19 protein-coding genes are annotated in these 20,426 nt (G+C 45.5%); all 19 read right to left on the bottom strand.

What is annotated here, in order from left to right; all coding sequences use genetic code 11:
* Nucleotides 1-47: 47 nt before the first annotated feature.
* Nucleotides 48-494 carry a flagellar export protein FliJ gene (gene fliJ, locus AEA42_RS08180; RefSeq protein WP_055647463.1) on the bottom strand — a complete coding sequence of 149 codons (447 nt, stop codon included), beginning with the start codon at nucleotides 492-494 and terminating at the stop codon, nucleotides 48-50.
* 11 nt (nucleotides 495-505) lie between these two features.
* Nucleotides 506-1,843: a flagellar protein export ATPase FliI gene (gene fliI / locus AEA42_RS08175; RefSeq protein WP_055647462.1), complete on the bottom strand. Its 1,338-nt coding sequence runs from the start codon at nucleotides 1,841-1,843 to the stop codon at nucleotides 506-508.
* Entirely contained in the window at nucleotides 1,812-2,759 is a 948-nt protein-coding gene (fliH, locus tag AEA42_RS08170) for a flagellar assembly protein FliH (RefSeq protein WP_055647461.1), read from the bottom strand. The genes fliI and fliH overlap by 32 nt, the downstream gene beginning before the upstream one ends.
* Nucleotides 2,746-3,792 carry a flagellar motor switch protein FliG gene (gene fliG, locus AEA42_RS08165; protein ID WP_011716417.1) on the bottom strand — a complete coding sequence of 349 codons (1,047 nt, stop codon included), beginning with the start codon at nucleotides 3,790-3,792 and terminating at the stop codon, nucleotides 2,746-2,748. Before fliG ends, fliH begins: the two co-directional genes overlap by 14 nt.
* On the bottom strand, nucleotides 3,785-5,470 hold the full coding sequence (gene fliF, locus AEA42_RS08160) for a flagellar basal-body MS-ring/collar protein FliF (protein ID WP_055647460.1): 1,686 nt from the start codon (nucleotides 5,468-5,470) through the stop codon (nucleotides 3,785-3,787). The genes fliG and fliF overlap by 8 nt, the downstream gene beginning before the upstream one ends.
* A 44-nt stretch (nucleotides 5,471-5,514) precedes the next feature.
* Nucleotides 5,515-5,853, bottom strand: a complete 339-nt coding sequence (gene fliE, locus AEA42_RS08155) for a flagellar hook-basal body complex protein FliE (protein WP_055647459.1) — start codon at nucleotides 5,851-5,853, stop codon at nucleotides 5,515-5,517.
* A gap of 175 nt (nucleotides 5,854-6,028) precedes the next feature.
* Nucleotides 6,029-7,369: a sigma-54 dependent transcriptional regulator gene (locus tag AEA42_RS08150; protein WP_055647458.1), complete on the bottom strand. Its 1,341-nt coding sequence runs from the start codon at nucleotides 7,367-7,369 to the stop codon at nucleotides 6,029-6,031.
* Nucleotides 7,362-8,444 (bottom strand): ATP-binding protein, encoded by a 1,083-nt coding sequence (locus AEA42_RS08145; RefSeq protein ID WP_055647457.1) that lies wholly within the window; start codon nucleotides 8,442-8,444, stop codon nucleotides 7,362-7,364. Before AEA42_RS08145 ends, AEA42_RS08150 begins: the two co-directional genes overlap by 8 nt.
* Before the next feature lie 108 nt (nucleotides 8,445-8,552).
* The gene (locus tag AEA42_RS08140; protein ID WP_055647456.1) at nucleotides 8,553-9,986 is read right to left on the bottom strand and encodes a sigma-54 dependent transcriptional regulator; all 1,434 of its coding nucleotides are present in this window, start codon (nucleotides 9,984-9,986) and stop codon (nucleotides 8,553-8,555) included.
* 286 nt (nucleotides 9,987-10,272) lie between these two features.
* A complete protein-coding gene (fliS, locus tag AEA42_RS08135) occupies nucleotides 10,273-10,686 on the bottom strand; it encodes a flagellar export chaperone FliS (RefSeq protein ID WP_055647455.1) in 414 nt (137 codons plus the stop codon).
* Nucleotides 10,687-10,692: 6 nt separating this feature from the next.
* Nucleotides 10,693-11,022 (bottom strand): hypothetical protein, encoded by a 330-nt coding sequence (locus AEA42_RS08130; RefSeq protein WP_037424799.1) that lies wholly within the window; start codon nucleotides 11,020-11,022, stop codon nucleotides 10,693-10,695.
* Between the two features lie 18 nt (nucleotides 11,023-11,040).
* Nucleotides 11,041-12,411, bottom strand: coding sequence for a flagellar filament capping protein FliD (fliD, locus tag AEA42_RS08125; protein ID WP_037424801.1), 1,371 nt, complete (start codon nucleotides 12,409-12,411; stop codon nucleotides 11,041-11,043).
* A gap of 44 nt (nucleotides 12,412-12,455) precedes the next feature.
* Entirely contained in the window at nucleotides 12,456-12,842 is a 387-nt protein-coding gene (locus AEA42_RS08120; RefSeq protein ID WP_055647454.1) for a flagellar protein FlaG, read from the bottom strand.
* A gap of 130 nt (nucleotides 12,843-12,972) precedes the next feature.
* The gene (locus AEA42_RS08115) at nucleotides 12,973-13,788 is read right to left on the bottom strand and encodes a flagellin (RefSeq protein WP_055647453.1); all 816 of its coding nucleotides are present in this window, start codon (nucleotides 13,786-13,788) and stop codon (nucleotides 12,973-12,975) included.
* A 255-nt stretch (nucleotides 13,789-14,043) separates the two neighbouring features.
* Nucleotides 14,044-14,865, bottom strand: coding sequence for a flagellin (locus AEA42_RS08110; RefSeq protein ID WP_011716406.1), 822 nt, complete (start codon nucleotides 14,863-14,865; stop codon nucleotides 14,044-14,046).
* A gap of 102 nt (nucleotides 14,866-14,967) precedes the next feature.
* A complete protein-coding gene (gene flgL / locus AEA42_RS08105) occupies nucleotides 14,968-16,179 on the bottom strand; it encodes a flagellar hook-associated protein FlgL (protein ID WP_055647452.1) in 1,212 nt (403 codons plus the stop codon).
* 11 nt (nucleotides 16,180-16,190) lie between these two features.
* Nucleotides 16,191-18,116 carry a flagellar hook-associated protein FlgK gene (gene flgK, locus AEA42_RS08100; RefSeq protein ID WP_011716404.1) on the bottom strand — a complete coding sequence of 642 codons (1,926 nt, stop codon included), beginning with the start codon at nucleotides 18,114-18,116 and terminating at the stop codon, nucleotides 16,191-16,193.
* A 40-nt stretch (nucleotides 18,117-18,156) separates the two neighbouring features.
* On the bottom strand, nucleotides 18,157-19,311 hold the full coding sequence (locus AEA42_RS08095) for a flagellar assembly peptidoglycan hydrolase FlgJ (RefSeq protein WP_055647451.1): 1,155 nt from the start codon (nucleotides 19,309-19,311) through the stop codon (nucleotides 18,157-18,159).
* A 17-nt stretch (nucleotides 19,312-19,328) separates the two neighbouring features.
* Nucleotides 19,329-20,420: a flagellar basal body P-ring protein FlgI gene (locus tag AEA42_RS08090; protein WP_055647450.1), complete on the bottom strand. Its 1,092-nt coding sequence runs from the start codon at nucleotides 20,418-20,420 to the stop codon at nucleotides 19,329-19,331.
* Nucleotides 20,421-20,426 lie beyond the last annotated feature (6 nt).

Below are 20,426 nucleotides of genomic sequence, written 5' to 3'. Positions count from 1 at the left end.
GATTACATGTCGAAGAAACAACTTACACACGCAATGGCGAGCTTGGGTTAGGGCTTATTGCGGCGAAAAAACTGCTGAGAGGCAAATTCATCGGTCATCTTTTGCTCTTTTTTCAACTCAAGAGCTTGGCGTTTTTTCTCTTTATTATCTAAGAGCAATTCAACCGCCTTGCGTTTCTTTTGCTTATCGAGCCAATGTTGCTGACGATAATTTTTCTGTTTCTCACCATCGGCGACCACACGATTTTGCTGGGCAATGGCCTCATCGATTTGCCGAATGAAACGGTGGAATTGGTGATAATGGCTGGCGCTGATGGCTTGTCCCTGCTGAGACTGCATCTGCTTCATGTAGTCCAAGCGATAATTGTTGAGTGCATCCAACTGATTTTGACGCTTCTGACACTCTAATTGCGCCGACTTTAGCAACAACGCAGCCTGTTCCTCTGCATCGAGGGCTAATTTTAACACCAGTAATAACGGATCGGCATTCGCCATAACAGTCTCGATTATTTACATTGCGCCGCGAGTTGCCCAAGCATGACTTGGCTATCGGCAAAACTAAAGGCATCACGCATGGTTTGTCGTAAGAAGGCATTCATCGCAGGTTGCAGGCGTATGGCGTTATCGATTCGCGGATCGCTGCCTTGGGCATAGGCCCCAATCGAAATCAGATCCTTATTCTGCTGATAAAGGGAATAGGTCTGTTTAACGCGGCGCATGGCTTCTAAGTGCTCGTTCGAAATAACCATTGGGGCCACACGGCTAATGGAAGCCTCAATATCGATTGCGGGATAGTGCCCGGAATCAGCTAATGCACGGGAGAGCACAATATGGCCGTCGAGGATAGCCCGAGATGCATCGGCAATCGGATCCTGTTGGTCATCGCCCTCGGTCAGTACAGTATAAAATGCGGTGATAGAACCTTGTCCGGGACCACCATTGCCCGCCCGCTCAACCAAACGCGGCAATTTCGCAAATACCGAAGGTGGGTAACCTTTCGTCGCCGGTGGCTCACCTACGGCCAGAGCAATCTCCCGCTGCGCCTGGGCATAACGAGTCAAGCTGTCCATTAATAACAATACGTTATAGCCTAAATCCCGAAAATACTCGGCGATACGAGTCGAGGTTTCACAGGCGCGAAGGCGCATTAATGGTGAAGTATCGGCGGGCGCAGCCACCACAACGGAGCGTGCTCTGCCCTTTTCACCAAGGATTTCTTCAATAAATTCTTTAACTTCGCGACCACGCTCCCCCACCAGCCCGACCACAATAATGTCAGCGGTAGAGCCTCGCGTCATCATGCCTAGTAGCACACTCTTACCCACGCCAGAGCCTGCAAATAGGCCCATACGTTGGCCCTTACCAACGGTGAGCATGGCATTGATAGCGCGCACACCTACATCAAGTGGTTCGGTGATCGCTCGGCGAGAAAGTGGATTGATGGCGTTACTGTGCCTCGGCGCCTGCTGATCGGTCGATAAGGCCCCAAGACCATCTAATGGCACACCATTACCGTCGAGCACACGCCCTAACAGGGATAAGCCCACATTGAGCCCCGCCTGCTCACCGAGTGGAATAACCCGCGCGCCGGGTAACACACCACGCAATTCCTCAATCGGCATCAGATACAGCAGTTCATCGTCGAAACCAACAACTTCGGCGATCAACTCTCCCGCCATGGTTTCGATAGAACACAGGCTGCCAACGGGGGCGCGACAACCACTCGCCTCTAAGGTTAAACCAACCACGCGCACCAGTTGACCACTGGCGACAGCACGAAATGGCGGGACTTTATCGATGCAATGATTCAGCTTATTCAGCAGTTGATGGCGGCGATTTTGCATCTTGCTCTCCATCATGTTGTTGCTGGCTGCTTTGCACTTCATCACCTAGCTCGGTAGTCGAGGCAACTTTTGCGGCGTTTTCCTCATCGAGGACCGCTTGGCGCTGTTGCTGCTTGTGACTCAAATGGGATTGTTGATTACGTAAGGACTCAAACACCGTATCGATGCGTGAGGACAGGGTTAAATCCACCAACGAGCGTTGGCTACTAATGATGCAGTCGCCGACAGAGAGCGTAGGATCCGTCTCTAATTGCCACTGATTACGGTTCAATTGAGTGCTGGAATATAGCTTCTCGACTAAAGTGACATCATCGGGATGCATGCGAATACTGACGCTTTGCTCCTTGATTGGCAGAGATTCGACCCCTAAACGTAGCGCCGACAGGATTTGTTCTGGATGAGTTTTAAGTTCATGACCAATCACAGATTTGGCCAGCGCCATAGTGAGTGTCATTAAGGAATGTTCAATATCGCCATCGAGTAATTGCAATGGCTTTTCAAATTGGCTTAACAGTCCTTCGAAGCGGCTGACTAATGCCTTGGCTTCAGCAAGCCCAGCCTCAAGCCCTTGCTCATGACCTTGGGCTAGGCCCTCGGTATGGCCTTGCTCTAAACCTTCGAGTCTGCCCTGCTCCAGTCCTTCGGCATAACCTTGCGTCTTACCTTCGTTAAAACCTTCTTCTTCGGCTTGAGCGCGAATATCTTCAATTTCCGCCATGGTGGGTGGCGCAATGGTTTCGGCGGCCACCGCCTTCGGCGCTTGCTGCGGCGAATAACCAAAGAGGTTTGAAATACTCACCTCTTCGGTTTGGGTCACATCGGGCAATTGCCAATGGCTAAACTCAAGCTCAGCGTCGCTGACCACCCTGTGGACCAATTTATTGTCGCTATTGTCGCTCCGATTAGAGGAACTCATCGCCACCACCGCCGCCTAACATGATTTCACCGCTGTCACTTAATCGACGTGCAATTGACAGAATTTCTTTTTGGGCGATTTCCACTTCGCTGATCCGGATTGGGCCCATCGCCTCTAAATCGTCACGCAGCAATTCGGCGGCCCGTTTAGACATATTGCCTAAAATCTTATCTTTGAGCTGATCGTCTGCGCCCTTCAGCGCCTTCATTAATACATCCTGCTGCACTTCACGCAGCAAGGTTTGAATACCACGATCGTCCACATCGATAAGGTTTTCAAATACAAACATCAAGTCTTGGATCTGCTGCGCCATTTCCTCGTCGGTTTCGCGCATGGTTTCCATTAACTGACTTTCGACACCGGTATCGAGGTAGTTCATAATGTTGGCCGCCGCCTTTAGGCCGCCCATTTTCGCCGCTTGCGCACCACCTTGGCCGGCGAATTGTTTCTCCATGATGTCGTTTAATTCTTGCAATGCTGCTGGTTGCACTTCTTCAAGATTGGCGATACGCATCATTAAGTCTAACCGAGTGTTCTCGGGAAACTGACCGAAAATTTCTGCGGCTTGATCTGGCTCTAAATACGATAAAACAATGGTTTGGATCTGTGGATGTTCGTTTTGGATGATAGTGGCAACTTGACGCGCATCCATCCATTTGAGGGAATCCAAACCTTTGGCGCCGCTGCCCATGATAATTTGTTCAATCAAATTACCGGCTTTGTCTTCACCTAGAGCCGCCGTTAACGCCTTACGAACGAACTCTTCGCTGTTGAAGCCAATAGAAGAATATTTTTGAATATCATCGAGAAACAGCTTATGCACCCCGATGACTTTCTCCTGCCCAAAGTCTTCCATGGCCGCCATCGCCATACCGACCTTTTGCACTTGTTTAGGTTCTAAGTGCTTTAAAATAGAGGCGGCATCGGCTTCACTCAAACTTAACAGTAAAATCGCCGTTTTTTCGATGCCACTGAGATCCTTAATATTGAAACTTGAGGTTTCAGCGGCGTCTTTTGATTTATTCTCAGCCATTGTCTTGTAACCAGTTTTTCACGACTTGGGTTGAAAGCTCGGGCTCATTGGCCACAAGCGCACGGATAGCTTTAATCATATCATCATCTTTATGCAGATTAGGGATAAGAATTGAGCCATCGTCGGCATAACTATACTCTGCTTCTTTGGTATTGAGCATCCCTAAGGTGTCAGCAGCATATTGATCTTCGATCTCGGCGAGCTCATTACCCAATCTTGCATCGTCTGGCATGTTAACGCTATCAGGATAGATTAAGCGTTTCAGCATTGGGCGAACCACAGCAAGGATCAGCACTAAGATAACTAAGGCACCGATACCTAACTTAACCGCACGCCAGAACCAAGGCTGTTCCCAAAGCTCAGGCGCAGGAACATCTTCAACCAATTGATCCATAAAGGGAACAGTAACTACCTCTAAAACATCACCCCGCTGCGCGCTAAAGCCTACCGCGCCTTCCAGTAAACGGCGGATATTGGTTAATTCTTGCTCGGTACGGGCAACGCGTGCCACTTGGCCATTTTCACCGGCGGCGCCCGGTTTAAAGTCCACCGCAACTGACACACTCACGCGGCGCACTACGCCAATTTGCTGACGGGTATGGCTGATGGTGGTGTCTAATTCAAAATTACGAGTGGCTTCGCGGTGCGAGTTACCTGCGGTAACACTTTCGGTAGCTTTATCAGCCTCCTGAGGAATATTAGATTCCATCGGAGGTTGGTTCGATAATGCGCCAGGGATCCCCCCGCTCGAACCACCAGTAGAGTTATTTTCAACCGTCATTTCACTGCGTAGTGACGGTAAATCTGGATTAAACCGTTTGGCCGTTTGTTCAACGGCGGTGAAATCCATGCTCACGTCCACTTGGGAGGTGAAATTATCAGGCCCGAGAATAGGCGATAAAATCGAATCAATCTTGGTGCGGTATTCGGTTTCTTTTTGCTGTACCAACTCAAGCTCACGACGAGCTCTCGCAGAAACACCATCTTGGCTACCGGAGTTTAGTAAGCGACCATTAGAATCGGTTACCGTGACGCGTGAAGGCTCTAAGCCCTGAACCGCAGAAGCGACGATATCAACGATGGCATCAACTTCACCTTGGCCTAAGCCACCACGGCGAGTGTTAATTACTACTGTTGCACTTGGCTGAGAAGTATTACGGGCAAATACGTTTTCTTTGGGGAGTGCCAAAATCACTTTAGCGCGGCTTACGCTTTGTAACTGTTCAATCGCGCGGGCAAGGTTTTCTTCTTGGCTATGCTTGAGGCGAGCCTGCTCCATTCTTTGGCTCACGCCAAAACCACTGTCTTGGGTAAGAAAGTCTTTGTTTGAGGCGGCGACACTATCAATACCCGCACGGCTCAGCATCATTTTAACTTCTTGATATTTGTCCTCGGGCACCTTCACGACGTCAACATCGATTTGATACTTGATCTTATTTTTATCAAGCACGTCTAGCACTTGCACCATTTCCTGAGTTTCCATTTTACCCAATGGACGGTACTCAGGCTCCTGTGCCCAGATCATGACGAACACGGCGAGCGCCAAACAAATGGCGAGGGCTAAAATCATGGTGATTTGACGCATCATATCGACGCCACCGAGACTCCCCAGCACGCCGGATTTATTTTCCTGTTGGACCCCTTGGTCCACTGCGCCGGCGTTTGATCCGACAATCATTTCTGTGCTCACGATTCGTACCTGCTAATTGCGTTATTCAAGGCCTAAACAGGCATGCTCATTATTTCTTTATAAGCTTCAACGAGCTTATTGCGCACTTGGACAGTGGCTTCAAAGGCAACACTGGCCTTTTCGCGGGCGATAACAGTATCAGACAAGCTCACGGTGGTATCACCCATTTCTAAGCGAGTCGCGAGGTTAGATGAGGTTGACTGCAAACCACTCAAATTACCAATGGCTTGTGAAAGTAGCTGGCCAAAGTCAGCACCGCTGGTGTTATTCACTTGCTGCACAATATTATTAGGTGAAATCCCAAAAGAGGGTTTGATTTCACCTTGAAGTGACTGCATTTCTTGCAGTAATGAATTCGCGCCAATTTGCATGTCGTGCTCCCCATCGTCGAGTTATTGACGATTAAACTCTCAAGATAACGAGGATATGCAAAACTACGGCCAAGTTTTTACTTGGCCGAGCTAAAAAGAATTGCAGAGGTCATAGGTGTGAAATCGCCAAAGGATAACCAGTGGCGATGGTGCTAGAAAGGTTGCAAAACTCGACTTAGTTAGGCAATTGAATCCCCATATCGCGCATTCTGGCCATCTTGTATCTTAAGGTGCGCGCGCTGATCCCAAGTTTCTCAGCAACCAACTTACGGCTGCCTTGGCATTGCGCTAGGGTTTCGAGAATGATCACATGTTCCTGCGCCTTTAACTCTTCACCTAACCCCTCTGGCTCACTGCAATATTCAGCATCATCGGATGATAACGGCACATCTTGAGCATCAATAATAATGTCATTGGCAGTAATCACAGTATCTGATCGCAAAATCAAGGCTCGCTGCACAACGTTATCGAGCTCTCGCACATTACCTGGCCAGCGATGGCTAAGTAAACGGCGGCATGCGGCCTCATCAAATTCGGGTACGTCGATGATACTCAGTGCCTTTGCGTGTTTTGTGAGTAAATGCCGAGCTAAGGGTAAAATATCCGCAGGGCGTTGATTCAGTGCAGGCCACGTCAGTGGAAACACGTTAATACGATAATAGAGATCTTCCCTAAATTGCCCCGCGGCAACCACGGCTTTTAAATCCCGATTCGAAGTGGCAAGCACCCGAACATCTAACTTAATGGTTTTGCGACCGCCTAACCGCTCCACTTCGCGCTCTTGCAATACGCGCAGCAGTTTGGCCTGTAACCCTAAATCCATCTCTGAAATTTCATCGAGTAATAAAGTTCCGCCCTGTGCTTGTTCGAATTTACCGGGGCATGCCTGATAAGCACCGGTAAAGGCGCCCTTTTCATAACCAAATAAGGTCGCCTCGAGCATATTCTCGGGGATGGCCGCACAGTTGATGGCCACAAATGCTTTGTCTGCACGGCTGCTATGTTGATGAATATAACGGGCTAGCACTTCTTTACCCGAACCGCTTGGCCCGAGGATCATCACCGAAGCATCAGAAGCTGCAACCCGCTGTGCTAAGGATAATAATGCAATGCTCTTTTCATCGGCAACCACAGGTTGATCGCTATTTTGTTTGAGTGGTAAATAGCGGGAAACTTGATTGAGCAACACCTCTGGAGCGAAGGGTTTTGCCAGATAATCGACGGCGCCCAATTTAATTGCACTGACCGCACTGCCAATGGTGGCATACGCCGTCATCAATAACACTGGCAGCTTGGGGTGATGTTGCTGTAAGTAATTTAATAATCCTAAGCCGCCAATGCCCTGCATCTGCACATCGCTGATCACAAGATCAAATTGATGTTGTTTTAGTGCGATTATGGCTTCTTCACCAGATGCCACATCAATACAGTCGTATTGTGCCAACATTAAGGTGTCCAGCAACGCCTCGCGTAAGGATGCATCGTCTTCGACTAAGAGTAATTTGGCTTCAGACATAGGGTTTCTCCAGCGGCAATACAGTAGCAGATTTAGCCTGCGGGAAAGTAAGCGAAACAGTACAACCTTTATTGGGCATACAGCTTAATTGCAGTTGGCCGCCATGATTACGCACAACGGATTGCACAACGGCTAATCCAAGTCCTGTCCCTTGAGCTTTGGTTGTGAAAAAGGGTTCCATCACTTTCTGCTGCATCTTCGCATCTAAACCTCTACCGTTATCAATAACCTCTAGCATTAATTGATCCCTTGACTCTGTGGCAAGGATACGGATCTGACTCGCTCCAGCTTCGAGACTGTTGATGACGAGATTATTAATTGCTGAGCTTAGCGCGCTTGAATTTGCGAGCAATAATCCACTCGAAGTATTAGTAAAAGAAAGTTTGCAACCTTGCTGTTCCGCAATAGGATCACAGTTTCCCATTACGTTGGCTATCACATCACTCAGGGAAACTAATTCACCAAGCTCATCTTGACGGCCTTTTGCCATCAACAGCATATCGTTAACTTGTCTTTCCAACTCATTAAGCCTATCAACCAGTTTCTGTTGAAACTTAACCTTGGCAGAGTCTGATAATTTAGGGCTAGCTAAGTTAGATGCATACAACAAGGCAGCAGAGAGTGGCGTACGGACTTGATGGGCCAATGTCGCCACCATCTTACCGAGCGCGGATAAACGCTGCAGATGGGAAAGATTCTTTTGCAGTAGACGAGTTTCGGTCAGATCCGTCAGCACAATTAATTGGCCAGGTTCCGGCGTTAATGGGGTAATCGCAAATTTGACTCGGCGGCCATTGCGTAATGAGACTTCATGGCCATCATCGTCCTGTGGCGCAAACGCCGTATGGATCACATCAATCCAGCGGGCGCCGCATAACGACTGCTCCAGCAATTCGACGGCAACGGGGTTTGCATCAGTGACAATACCATCACCGTTCAAAATCACCACGCCAGAGGGCATAGCCTGTAAAATATGCTCCATCCGATTGGACATATTGGCGGCCTCACGCAGTTGGTTCCATTGTTTGCTAGTGTGCTTGAATGTTTCAATTTGCGCTAGTGGATGAGCAGACATAGTCACTCCGTCAAAAAATTGCTTATGACGGAGTGCCTGCAGATTCTATGCCAAATTAAGAAATGAATTTAGATAGGTAAAACAATAAGATAAATAACATCAAAATGACTATTCTTTCGTCATTCCGTACTTACGCATTTTCTCAACCAAGGTAGTACGGCGAATACCGAGCATTTCGGCGGCACGCGCAACCACGTTATCCTGCAGCTCTAACGCCTGGCGAATCATATCGATTTCAAGCTCTGCCAGCAGATCCTTGAGGTTAACGCCTTCAGGTGGTAACTCACTGGGGAAACGCGTTTCAGGAATTTCTACTGGCTCTTCGCTGGTAAAAATCGAAGCGAGCGCATCACGTTCTTGCTGCTCTTCACTGAGTTCGACACTATACTCAGGCACATCAATATGACGATACTTTATCGGTAAGTCGTTCACATCGACCAAACCGCCTGGATATAAAATCGTTAGGCGTTCAACCAGGTTAGATAATTCCCGGACGTTACCTGACCAAGCATGTTCTTTTAACGATTCAATAGCACGCTGAGTAAAACGAACTTTGCCACGTCCCTCGTTATAGACACGACTCACTAACTCTTGCAGCAGTAAAGGAACATCATCCTTACGCTCACTTAATGCTGGCATTTCGATCGGGAAGACGTTAAGGCGGTAATAAAGATCTTCACGGAACTCATTGCTGCTGATCATAGTTTCAAGATCCCTATGGGTTGCCGCTACGACACGTACATCAGCATTAATCGTTTTAGTTCCCCCAACACGCTCAAAGACACGTTCTTGCAACACGCGCAGCAATTTTACCTGCATTTGCAAAGGCATGTCGCCAATTTCATCGAGGAACAGCGTGCCACCTTCGGCAAGTTCGAAACGGCCCTTACGAGAACTAATTGCCCCAGTAAAAGAGCCCTTTTCATGGCCAAATAATTCACTCTCCAATAACTCAGGCGGAATCGCGCCACAGTTAACCGGAATAAAAGGACCATCTCGGCGCTCAGATAAATAATGAATGTTCCGAGCAACCACTTCCTTACCCGTCCCCGACTGACCCAGGACTAATACAGTGGCATCAGAGGTGGCGACTTGGCTAATCAAGTGACGCACATTGGCAATGCCTTCACTACGACCCACTAAGCTACGAAACAGTTTGGTTTGATTTGCACTGGTTGGGACTTGTGGACGTTTGACTTGCCCATAAACCTGACAAAAATGCAGGAGTTCGGTTAGTTGTGGGTAGTTTAGTGGCTCTTCAATCTGACCCAGCACATTAGACACTTGCAGATCATCTACATTGCCAAATAACAAAATGGGTTGCCATGGGTACTGACTCGCAAGTGACTTGAGTGCATCAGCAGGCATATTATCAGCACTGACCACTAAAGCGCGGAACCGAGTATCTTGCAGACAAATACTTAACTTTTCGATGGCGACGATTTCAATCTGCTCACCCAAAAATTCAAAAATGCAGCACAGGCGACTTAAGCGCTCTGATGGGGTTCCGACAAGTAAAATTCGTTGATCTGTTTGCATCATTCAGTAGGCCGTAAAGCTCTAATATGTATTAATTTGCATTAATTATTTTATGATTAGTTGCTGTAAAAGCTTAACAAATTCAATGTAACAATCTGTGCCACCATCACTACTGTGATGAATATTGTATTATCAGCAGTCGAGAAGCAAGCCTCGAATGCCGATTCTGCCAAACTGAATTGATTTTAGTTCATTTAAGCTATGATTCTAGCTAAAAAGGTCAATTAATTGACACAAGACAAAAAAGACGCACTTTAGGGTGCGTCTTTTTTATTACTTAAAAGTAGGGTTAACGAGCTTCTTCAGTATGGGAAGAGATATTGTGTTTATCTATAGGGATGGCATCCCACCCTTCTTTGATGGTTCGTAAAATATCACAAACATCATCAATGGCCTTTACATCGTTATTGAGGTTAGCTTCAGAAATCTTACGTAGCATAAAATCGTATAAATCACTCAAATTTTTAGCTATTTGCCCACCAGCATCCATATTTAAACTATTACTCAATCCTGTAATAATTCCAATAGCCTTACTGATATAAATACCTTTATTGACTAAATCATTTTGTTCGATAGCGTAACGGCTCTGAGCCAAGCGTTGTAATGCCCCTGCAAACATCAGCTGAATAATGCGATGCGGTGAAGCAACAGTAATTTCACTTTCTAACGAAACCTTACGATATGATTGCAGTGAACCTCTCATAAACACCTACCTATTTGAATCTATAGTCTCGTAAACACTGATCTTGCGCTTATTCTTACTGCCCGCATGTAATAATGCTTGCCTGTCCGCCATGATGTGATTTGCCTTAATAGTGAACTCTTTAGTGAGGTCAAGCTGACACTGAAGATAATCAGCGTCCGTCATGCTAGCATCAGCCACTAATACATTGAGTAAAAGTTGACGCTCTCCAACGAGTACCTGCAAATTTGACACCAACTCGTCAGTTTGAGGATATTCTGCGGGGATGCGAGTTAACTGATTCAATGTGTCGCTGAGCGTTATATTAAGTTCATTAAGTTCATTAAGTTGTTTCACTAGACGTTTCCTTACTTACTAACTCTTTTTAACTACTCCAGGAAGCGAGTTTAAACTAGCAAGTAAAGCACTACTCTGCTGGTTAAGTTGTCCTACGACAAGATCCATTGCATTAAACTGTTTTGTTAAACGGGCAGTTAACTGGTCCATTTTAAGAGTAAAAGCTTCTCTTTGTTCTGCTAACCTACTTTGCTGATTAGTATAACTTGTCTCTCTATCTGCAATCACGCCTCGGGATTTAACATAGCTTTCAGAAACATCGTAAAACCGATTAGCTAAGCCTTTTTCTGGTGTAGCAAAGAGAGCTTCAACACTAGACATATCCTCAGAAAGCACTTTATCAAGCTTAGTATCATCAATAGATAACTTACCATATCTATCTGTTGTGATACCTATATCATACAAAGCTATAGAACCACCATCTTCGGTAGGCACTCGTTCGCTCGCAATACTACGGAGTTGTGATTCAATCGAACGGATCATCGAGTCGCCCTGCAATGCCGCTGCAGTATTTGTATCTTGATCGTAGGATGACAGCTTATCGACCGTTGTAACTAAGCTATTGTAGGCATCAACAAATGCCTTAACGTTTGTTTTAACTGCATCGTTATCTTGTTCTATTTTGAGTGAAGTGGTTTTAGTAAGATCAGCATCTGTTAACTGTAAAGTCACACCTGTAATCGCATTCTTAACTTCATTAGTTTGCGAGGTGACTTTTTGATTATCAATGTAGAGGACAGCATTTTTTGCATCTTGAAGCGTTGTGGTATTCATTGCATCAAACATATTGCTAAGGCCAGAGCCTGTGGTATCTGTAGCCGTGATGCTGATTTGGTTATCTTCGCCAGATTTATCGGAACTAAAAACTAATCGACTTCCGGCGTCACTGGTTATAACGGTGGCAGTGACACCGACATTATCGGGTGCTTCATTGACTTTTTTCGCTATCGCATCAAGAGAATCCGTTGCCGATACGTCCACGGAAAAATTATTACCATTGACCCCAAAAGCTAGACTCCCCTCACCGACACCTAATGCAGGATCAGTTACATTCGTTCCAGCAATTTTATGATTGACAGCGAGCTGTTCAACTTTAATAGCATAACTACCTGTTTGAGCTGTTTTATCAGCAGTTGCAGTTAAATATGTACTATTACTAACGGATATTTTGCGTTGATTTAAAGCCTCACCGGTTTGTAATTTTTTTACGGCATCCTGAAATGTCGTCAGTGCGCTTTTTAAGGTTCCCATAGCAGAAACCTCAGCTTTAATGCTGTCTTCTTGTGCTTTAAACATTGCTTCTTTAGGAGTTTTTTCAGCATCCACTAATACTTTTACAATGTTATCAACATCTAACCCTGAACCAATACCTGTCGCTGTTAATGCCATATAAACCTCTTACCTATCAACGGATATATAAAATTGTGTGAATTTTAAGCCTCTGTTTTCATCAAAAGCCCAGTCACTTCAGACAGTTTTTCGGCTAACTTGAGCGCTTCCTCACTGGGCATCTGCCTAATCACATCACCCGTATCTCTATCCAACACAGTGACGACGGCTTGACCAGAGTTTTCATCAACCTTAAATGCGAGACCTTTACGCATCATAGACATCATATCAGAAAGCTCAGATACCACTTGAGTTAACTTTCCGGGATTTTGTTCATTCTCTGCCGCACTTTGCTCTGTAGACTGTTCAACCGTAGATACAGCAGCATCGCGTTTTAATTCAACATCTGCTATGGGTGTTTTCAGTGGTACTTGAGCCAAATCAACACGGTTTGAAGCCGTCATTGTTGTGCTTGCTATATTAATATCCATAGCGATACCTCACCATCTTAAGCATTTGTCTTTAACGGCTTAACAAACACTATAACTTTAATGACCATTTATGTGGCAAAGGGAGATCCGTCTCCGAACCTCCCTTAGAGCCTTATACTTCAGTATGTTATTAAAGTAGTGATAAGGCCACTTGAGGTAATTGGTTAGCTTGCGCCAACATCGCAGAACCTGTTTGTTGTAACACTTGGTTCTTAGTCATTTGCGACGTTTCTTTCGCAAAATCCACATCCACAATACGGCTCTTCGCATCGGCGACGTTAGCTTGCGTATTAGCACTGTTACTAATGTTATAGGCTAAACGGTTTTGCTTAGCACCTAGATCTGCGCGTTGACTGTCGATGGTTTTAATCGCAGCATCAATCGCAGCCAGTGCAGAGGCTCTGGCAGAGCCTGTAATATCTAAACTATCAACCTTTAATGCTGATGCAGTGGTTTTTGCCACAGAAATCGTAATATCTTCACCTGATTGGTGCCCTACTTGGAAGGTTTTACCGGCAGCAAAATCACCATTAAGTAACTTTGTGCTACCAAAAGCGGTATTGGTACCAATTTCAGTGATTTCTAATGCTAACTGATCAATCTCTTTTTGTATTGCATCTAAGTCATCGGTACTGTTGGCACCGTTTTCAGCTTGAACAGTTAAGTCACGCATACGCTGTAACATGTTAGTCTGTTCTTGCATCGCACCTTCAGAGATTTGGGCGATTGAAATTGCATCGTTAGCGTTACGCATACCGACATCCAGACCACGTACTTGGCTGTTTAAGCGGTTAGAGATCGCTAAACCTGCAGCATCATCCTTAGCACTATTAATACGCAGACCACTGGATAAACGTTCCATTGATGTGGCCAAACCGCTTGCTGAAGAGTTTAAGTTTTTCTGTGCTTTTAAAGATGTGACGTTAGTGTTTACTGTAATGGCCATGATCGTTTCCTCTTTATACCTGGCTTGTTAGCTAAATTGCCTGTCTACTTAAGCCAGGCGGGTCTTAGTGGTTACAGTATATTTAACGGCAGCACCTTTTTTATCTTTAGGATTATTTTTAAAAAAATTTTATTTTTAAAAATAATCTATTTTTCATGGCGATAATTATTTTACCCAGTAAAAAACTTTGCCTACCCTTCTAGAAATCTAGAAAAAGTAGGCAAAAAATACTTCTATATCCTCGCGTGACTAAAATTAGCCTAAGAGTGATAACGCCACTTGAGGTAGTTGATTCGCTTGCGCAAGCATCGCCGAACCTGTTTGCTGTAACACTTGGTTTTTCGTCATTACCGAGGTTTCTTTGGCAAAGTCGACATCTACAATTCGACTCTTCGCATCGGCGACGTTAGCTTGGGTATTAGCACTGTTACTAATGTTATAGGCTAAACGGTTTTGTTTAGCGCCTAAGTTTGCACGTTGGTTATCAATGGTTTTTATCGCTGCATCAATGTTTGCTAGCGCAGTGGAACGACCTCCTGCGCTAGCAATAGCTAATGCGTTGACAGATAAACTCCCGGCATTAGTAGTACCAACGGAAATAGTGATATCTTCACCTTCTTGGTGACCCACTTGGAACGTTTTACCCGTTGAAAATAGGCCAGTCATCAGTAGAGTATTACCAAAAGCGGTGCTGTCACCAATGGCAGTAATTTCTTCAGATAATTGATTGATCTCTTTTTGTATTGCATCTAAATCATCGGTACTATTTGCACCGTTTTCAGCTTGTACAGTCAAGTCACGCATACGTTGCAACATATTAGTCTGCTCTTGCATTGCGCCTTCAGCAATCTGGGCAATAGAAATGGCATCGTTTGCATTACGCATACCCACATCTAAGCCCCGCACTTGACTATTTAAACGGTTTGAGATTGCTAAACCCGCAGCGTCATCTTTGGCGCTATTAATACGCAGACCACTCGATAGACGTTCCATAGAGGTTGCTAAGCCACTACTGGATGTATTTAAATTTTTCTGTGCCTTCATCGAAGTCACGTTGGTATTAACTGTAATAGCCATAGTATTTTCCTCTTCTAAGTATCTTGCCAAGACTTCGAAGCTTGGCCATTTCCAATCTTGAAACTACCAGTGCATTTAGGCTATTACACCTAAAAATCACGATTAAATATAATCAAACAGGGAAACAGAACCCACCTTACTAAACACGCTAGAGACTGCGTTCAATGCAAGCTGCTGCTTTGCAAATTCCGTAATCGCTGACGCGTAATCAAGATCCTCAAGTCGAGATAGAGCAGATGTATTCAACACTTGTTCCTCGATGTGAGTATCTTTGTAGCTTTCAACGGCTTTCAGATTATTCCCCGCCACACTTCTGGCAGAACTGATCTGATTGACACCACTATCGATGTCATTCAATATCTGTGCCAACTGAGATCGACCTTGAGGTGTGTTAGCTGAATTAGGATCTTCAATTAATGCGATCGCACGACTGATTGTATCGAAAATGCTGACTTCAGACTGTGGCTCCATGGTGAAACTATCGCCAGCGCTGGGTTTTCCAGAAATGTTGACTTCAATACCATTAAAACTTACAGGGGTTGCCGCATCAAAATTAGCAATGTTCGCCACTGGATTATTGGCTGAATCAAGTACTTGTAAATTGGTTCCACCAGAACCATTATCTGAAAAATTAAATGTATATGTATCAGCTAGATAAGTTGCTGGATCAGCAATCTTCGCCGTTTTAACACTAAACTCGCCCTGCTGGCTGGCCAAATAATTGACACTATAATCGCCAAGTCCATTGGGGGCTTTCATAAAAGCGGTGTCGCCAGGGACATTAGTTCCTAGTGCAACGCCAGACTGCACTAAACTATTTCGAATGCCAGAATCACCGCTATAAACTATTTTGGGTGGTGTAGAGTTATCGAAAGCAAAAGGCTCTTTATCCGTGCTGTAGCCAGAAAACATATAATTGCCAGATTCATCCTTACTATTGGCAATAGATAAGAGTTCTTCTAAGCTGCCTTTCATTTCATCGGCAATCATTTGCCGCTCAGAATCCGCGAGAGTGCCGTTTACCGCTCGCATAACTTGTTCACGTATGGAAGATGCCAGATTTTCGGCACTCCCCAACTTACTTTCAGTTACTGCTAATCGATTAGTCGCGTAGTCAATATTCTTCATAAATTGATCGACTAAGGCATTGCGTTGATTCAGGTTATCGATACCTAGCGCCGCGACAGGATCATCACCTGCAGTATTGACTTTTTTGCCACTACTGAGCTGTTCGAGGATCTTGCTAGTTGCCGTTTGCTTTTGCAGTACACTCGTAATGCTTTGATTAAAGATCTGCGCGGATGATAGTCGCATGATTAAATCTCCTAACGCACTGAAGTTAATAGGGTGTCAAAAATTTGTTGTGCCGTAGTCATGATACGGGCTGAGGCTTGATAAGCTTGTTGAAAACGCATTAAATTGGCGGCTTCTTCATCTAAGTTGACGCCCGATTCGCTTTCTACTCTGGCATAGGCTTGTTGGTAAATAGCCTCTGCAGACCCTACACGCACTTCGGCCGCTTTTGTCTTACTGCCTATGTCAATTTTTGTATTTTCAAATACATCCGCTAAGGTTGACTTCCCCCCATTCATCACTTTACTTTCACTCAATTTGGCCATAGCAACGGCGTTAGAGTTGTCGCCTTCAGCAAAGGCTAGGTTAAAGGTAAATCTGTCATTACTGGCGGCTGCGGTACTATCAACTTCAAAGGTAAAACCAAAGGCACTTATACTTGGGGGAGTATAAGGAGCGGCAGCGCCAAGGGAGGTTCCGGAGGCATCAAATGCTTCATAGGTTGGAGGTATCGCGGTGGTATCGAGCTGGATCGTCAATTCACTGCCAGTAATAGGAAAATTGGCTGCACTGCGATTCGTAATTTGCGTCAACTTAACTTGGGTATTACCTGAGTTCGCTGCATCAGCGGTTATTTTAGGCGAAGCGGCGGCAATGCCTTTTGGATCCGTCATTTCAACGGTAATGCCGTTAGCGGCGCCCGCAGTAGGGCGAATAACAAAGCGATCACCTGAAGCCATCGCCCCAGCTTTAATATCGATTGAAAATCCAGCACCACCTTCTAAGGTCGACCCATTTAAGGTCAGTGGTGTAATTACCCCGGTTTCTGTATCCCTTAATTCATAGGAGGCCGGCGCAGTAAAAGATAACTCATATGAGCCACCCGTTAATAAACGCGTATCATCAATATTCACACCTAAAGTTGCGTTACCAGTATTGTTTGAATAGCCACCAACACGACCCAATGACATTAAAGGATCATTAATATCCCTAAAGATATTCGATCCAACTTGACCATTGAGATCAAATCCTTGAGCTTGCATTTTATTGAAGTTATCAGCAATCCCTAGGGCTAACTGATCGAGCTCGTGACTTGCCGGAATTAATGTTTGATCACGGTACTCAAACAGCGCACCTAATTGCCCGCCTAATTTACTCGGATCGGCAGCAACACTTTGTGAGCCAATACTTGACGTCAATTGCAATTCATTGGGAAATGGATCTCCAGTTTTAGTATCCATCGTCATGGCGATTTCACCGGAAACCAACATCACCGAGCCGCCCAACATAATGCTTTTGGCACCATTCTCTTGAGGAATAACATTCACTTGAGCATATTGGCTTAGCTCTTGAATGAGCGCATCTTGTTTATCGAGTAACATGGCATCTTGATTTGGCGATTTCATCAGCTCGAGATTTAAATTAGCCAACTCCTTACTAATCTCGTTGATACGCTTAGTCATACCTGTGATCTGATCATTAGTTTGCGTCATCTGGCCATTTAAGCTCGATTGCATCTGATTCAAACTATTAGCCAATTGTTTAGCATCGTTTAGGGTTGAACTACGAATACCTAAGTCAGCGGGCAAATCCGCGAGACTGTTTAATCCAGTAAAAAGAGAGTTTAAGCTCTGAGGTACCATTTTACCGATTTGAGAAAACAGTTGATCGAGCTCACTGAGTTTGCCATAACTCGCTTCAGCACCACTTAGGGTTGTTTGTCCAATACGTAATTCTCTTGCCGCATAGTCGTTGTAAATACGTTTTACATCATCAACGTAAGTCCCCGTGCCATAAAAACTATTACCAAGCCGTTGTGACTCTAGCGTCGACTGGGTTGCCACCTGCCTGTGATAACCTGCGGTATTCGCGTTGGCAATGTTATTACTGGTAACCCCAAGTTGCGACTGCGAGGCTAGCACCCCAGTACGAGCAATATTTAATAGGTCAATCGCCATTAGCCGACACTCCTCAGAACTAATAACCTATGAAGATTTATCATTTGTCTTCTCCTTGCAGTATCGACTTAAGCTCTTGGCTTATTGTCTGCATCACTTTAATGACTTTCTCAGCATATTTTGGATCGGTGGCATAGCCCGCATCCTGCAATGCACGAATAAATTGGGTTGGTGAAGCGGCGACTTTTTTAGCATCTTGATAACGCTCACCCTCAGCAATAAAGGTGACAAAATCGTTAAAACTATGTTCAAAATCAGTGTAAACGCGAAAATCGGCTTTTTGTCTAACGGCAATACCCTGCTCGAATTCCAAGGTACTCACGTTAGCCTTATCCCCAAGCCAACGGCGATCAGCCTTAATGTTGAATAGGTTGTGACTAGGTGCACCATTGCTACCTCGTACAATTTTCTGTCCCCAACCGGTTTCGAGCGCCGACTGCGCCAGTAGCACTTCAGGTTGGGTACCCAAAGCCTTAGCCGCTTTTTCTGCATGGGGATATAACGTCGCTAAAAATTCTTCACGGCTACCAAACTTAAGCGTCTTTTGCGTTTCTCTAAATGCCACTGTCGGCAATATTTGGCCGCTGATAACAGGTTCTATCGGTGATAAGGGTTGCTCAGACCAGCTTGGCTTAGGTGTATCTATCGCCAACAAGCGTTCAGGTCGGTCAATGTCTAAGGAAGAAGTGACACCATCGGCCTTTTCAAATTCAACATTTGGACGCGCTATCGATACAGGTACACCTTGTACGGCTTGTTCTGAAGTGTTGCTATTTATAGCTTCAGCAGTCGATGGGGCTTGAACAGGAATATTAAAGGCTTTAGCGTCATGTTCTAGTTTCATGCCACCATCATTACGTAGCACCGATGCAGGTGTTAGCTGGCTTGACTCAGGAGACAACTGCTGCACCATCATGTCAGCCAGTCCCAGCACACCTTTATCCGATAAGTCGACGGACAATTGCTGATCCCGCATCTGCTCATAAAACTTAGTGTATTGACTATTGAGAGGACTGTCAGACTCGAACACCGCATTAGCATCACGCATGCTCTTCATCAGCATTTGCACAAAAACGCCTTCAAATTGCTGGGCGACTTTTTTCAAAGCGCCCTTTTCATCTTTCTGAGCCTGGGCGCGCAAGTTATCCAGCCCGCCCAGATCAAGAAAATGTGATGAACTTGAAAGCTTTTCCATGATTTTCCCGACAGAAATTAGATGATGATAAGTTCACCATGCAAAGCACCTGCCACTTTTAACGCCTCCAGAATGGCAAGGACATCTGAAGGGGCTGCACCGACCAAATTCACGGCGCGCACTAATTCATCTAAGGTCGTGCCGGGATTAAACATAAACATCCTGCGATCACTTTCAGTCGCATTTATCGTGCTATTGCTGGTCACTGTTGTTTGGCCATTGGCTAGCGCATTTGGCTGAGACACCTGAGTCGCTTCGGCGATCGTCACCGTCAAACCACCATGAGTCACAGCCGCAGGTAATAACTTGACGTTCTGCCCAACGACTATCGTGCCAGTACGCGAATTCACAATCACTTTGGCAGACTCCTCAGCAGGTTCCACCTCAATATTTTCGAGCGTAGCTAAAAAAGACACCCGTTGTGATACATCCCTTGGTGCACTGACCTGAATCGACGTTGCATCCAATGGGCGTGCCATATCAGGGCCGAGCAGATCATTAATCGCATCGGCCATACGCTGCGCGGTCGAAAAATCCGAGCGACGTAGGTTAAACGTCAAATAATCGCCAGTAGAAAACGGCGTAGCCACAGTGCGTTCAACAATTGCGCCGTTAGGAATACGGCCAACCGTTGGCGTGTTTTGAATCACTTTCGAACCATCCAAACCATCGGCACTAAAACCACTTACCACTAAGCTGCCTTGGGCAATCGCATATACATTGCCATCAACCCCTTTGAGGAAGGTTTGCAATAACGTCCCACCACGTAAGCTTTTTGCTTCACCGAGGCTTGAAACGGTCACATCCAATTCTTGGCCCGGTTTAATAAACGCTGGCATATCGGCATGCACAGCAACCACGGCTACGTTTTTGATTTTGGGTCTAAAATTTTCAGGCAAATTGATGCCGAAATTTTTAAGCATGGTGGTGAATGTTTGCTCTGTGTAATTGGTTTTCTCACCCGTACCAGGTAACCCCACGACTAAGCCATAACCAATTAACTGGTTATTTCGTACCCCTTGCACATTAGCAATATCTTTAATGCGTTCAGCCTGGCTTGGCATCGAAAACGCTAACATAACAACGGCCAAAATGAGTTTATATTTCATGATATG

The sequence above is a fragment of the Shewanella sp. Sh95 genome (genome assembly GCF_001308045.1).
In the GTDB taxonomy this organism is placed as follows: Bacteria; Pseudomonadota; Gammaproteobacteria; order Enterobacterales; family Shewanellaceae; genus Shewanella; species Shewanella xiamenensis.
The sequence above is the reverse complement of the archived record's forward strand: the minus strand, read 5'-3'. Positions and strand labels throughout refer to the sequence as shown.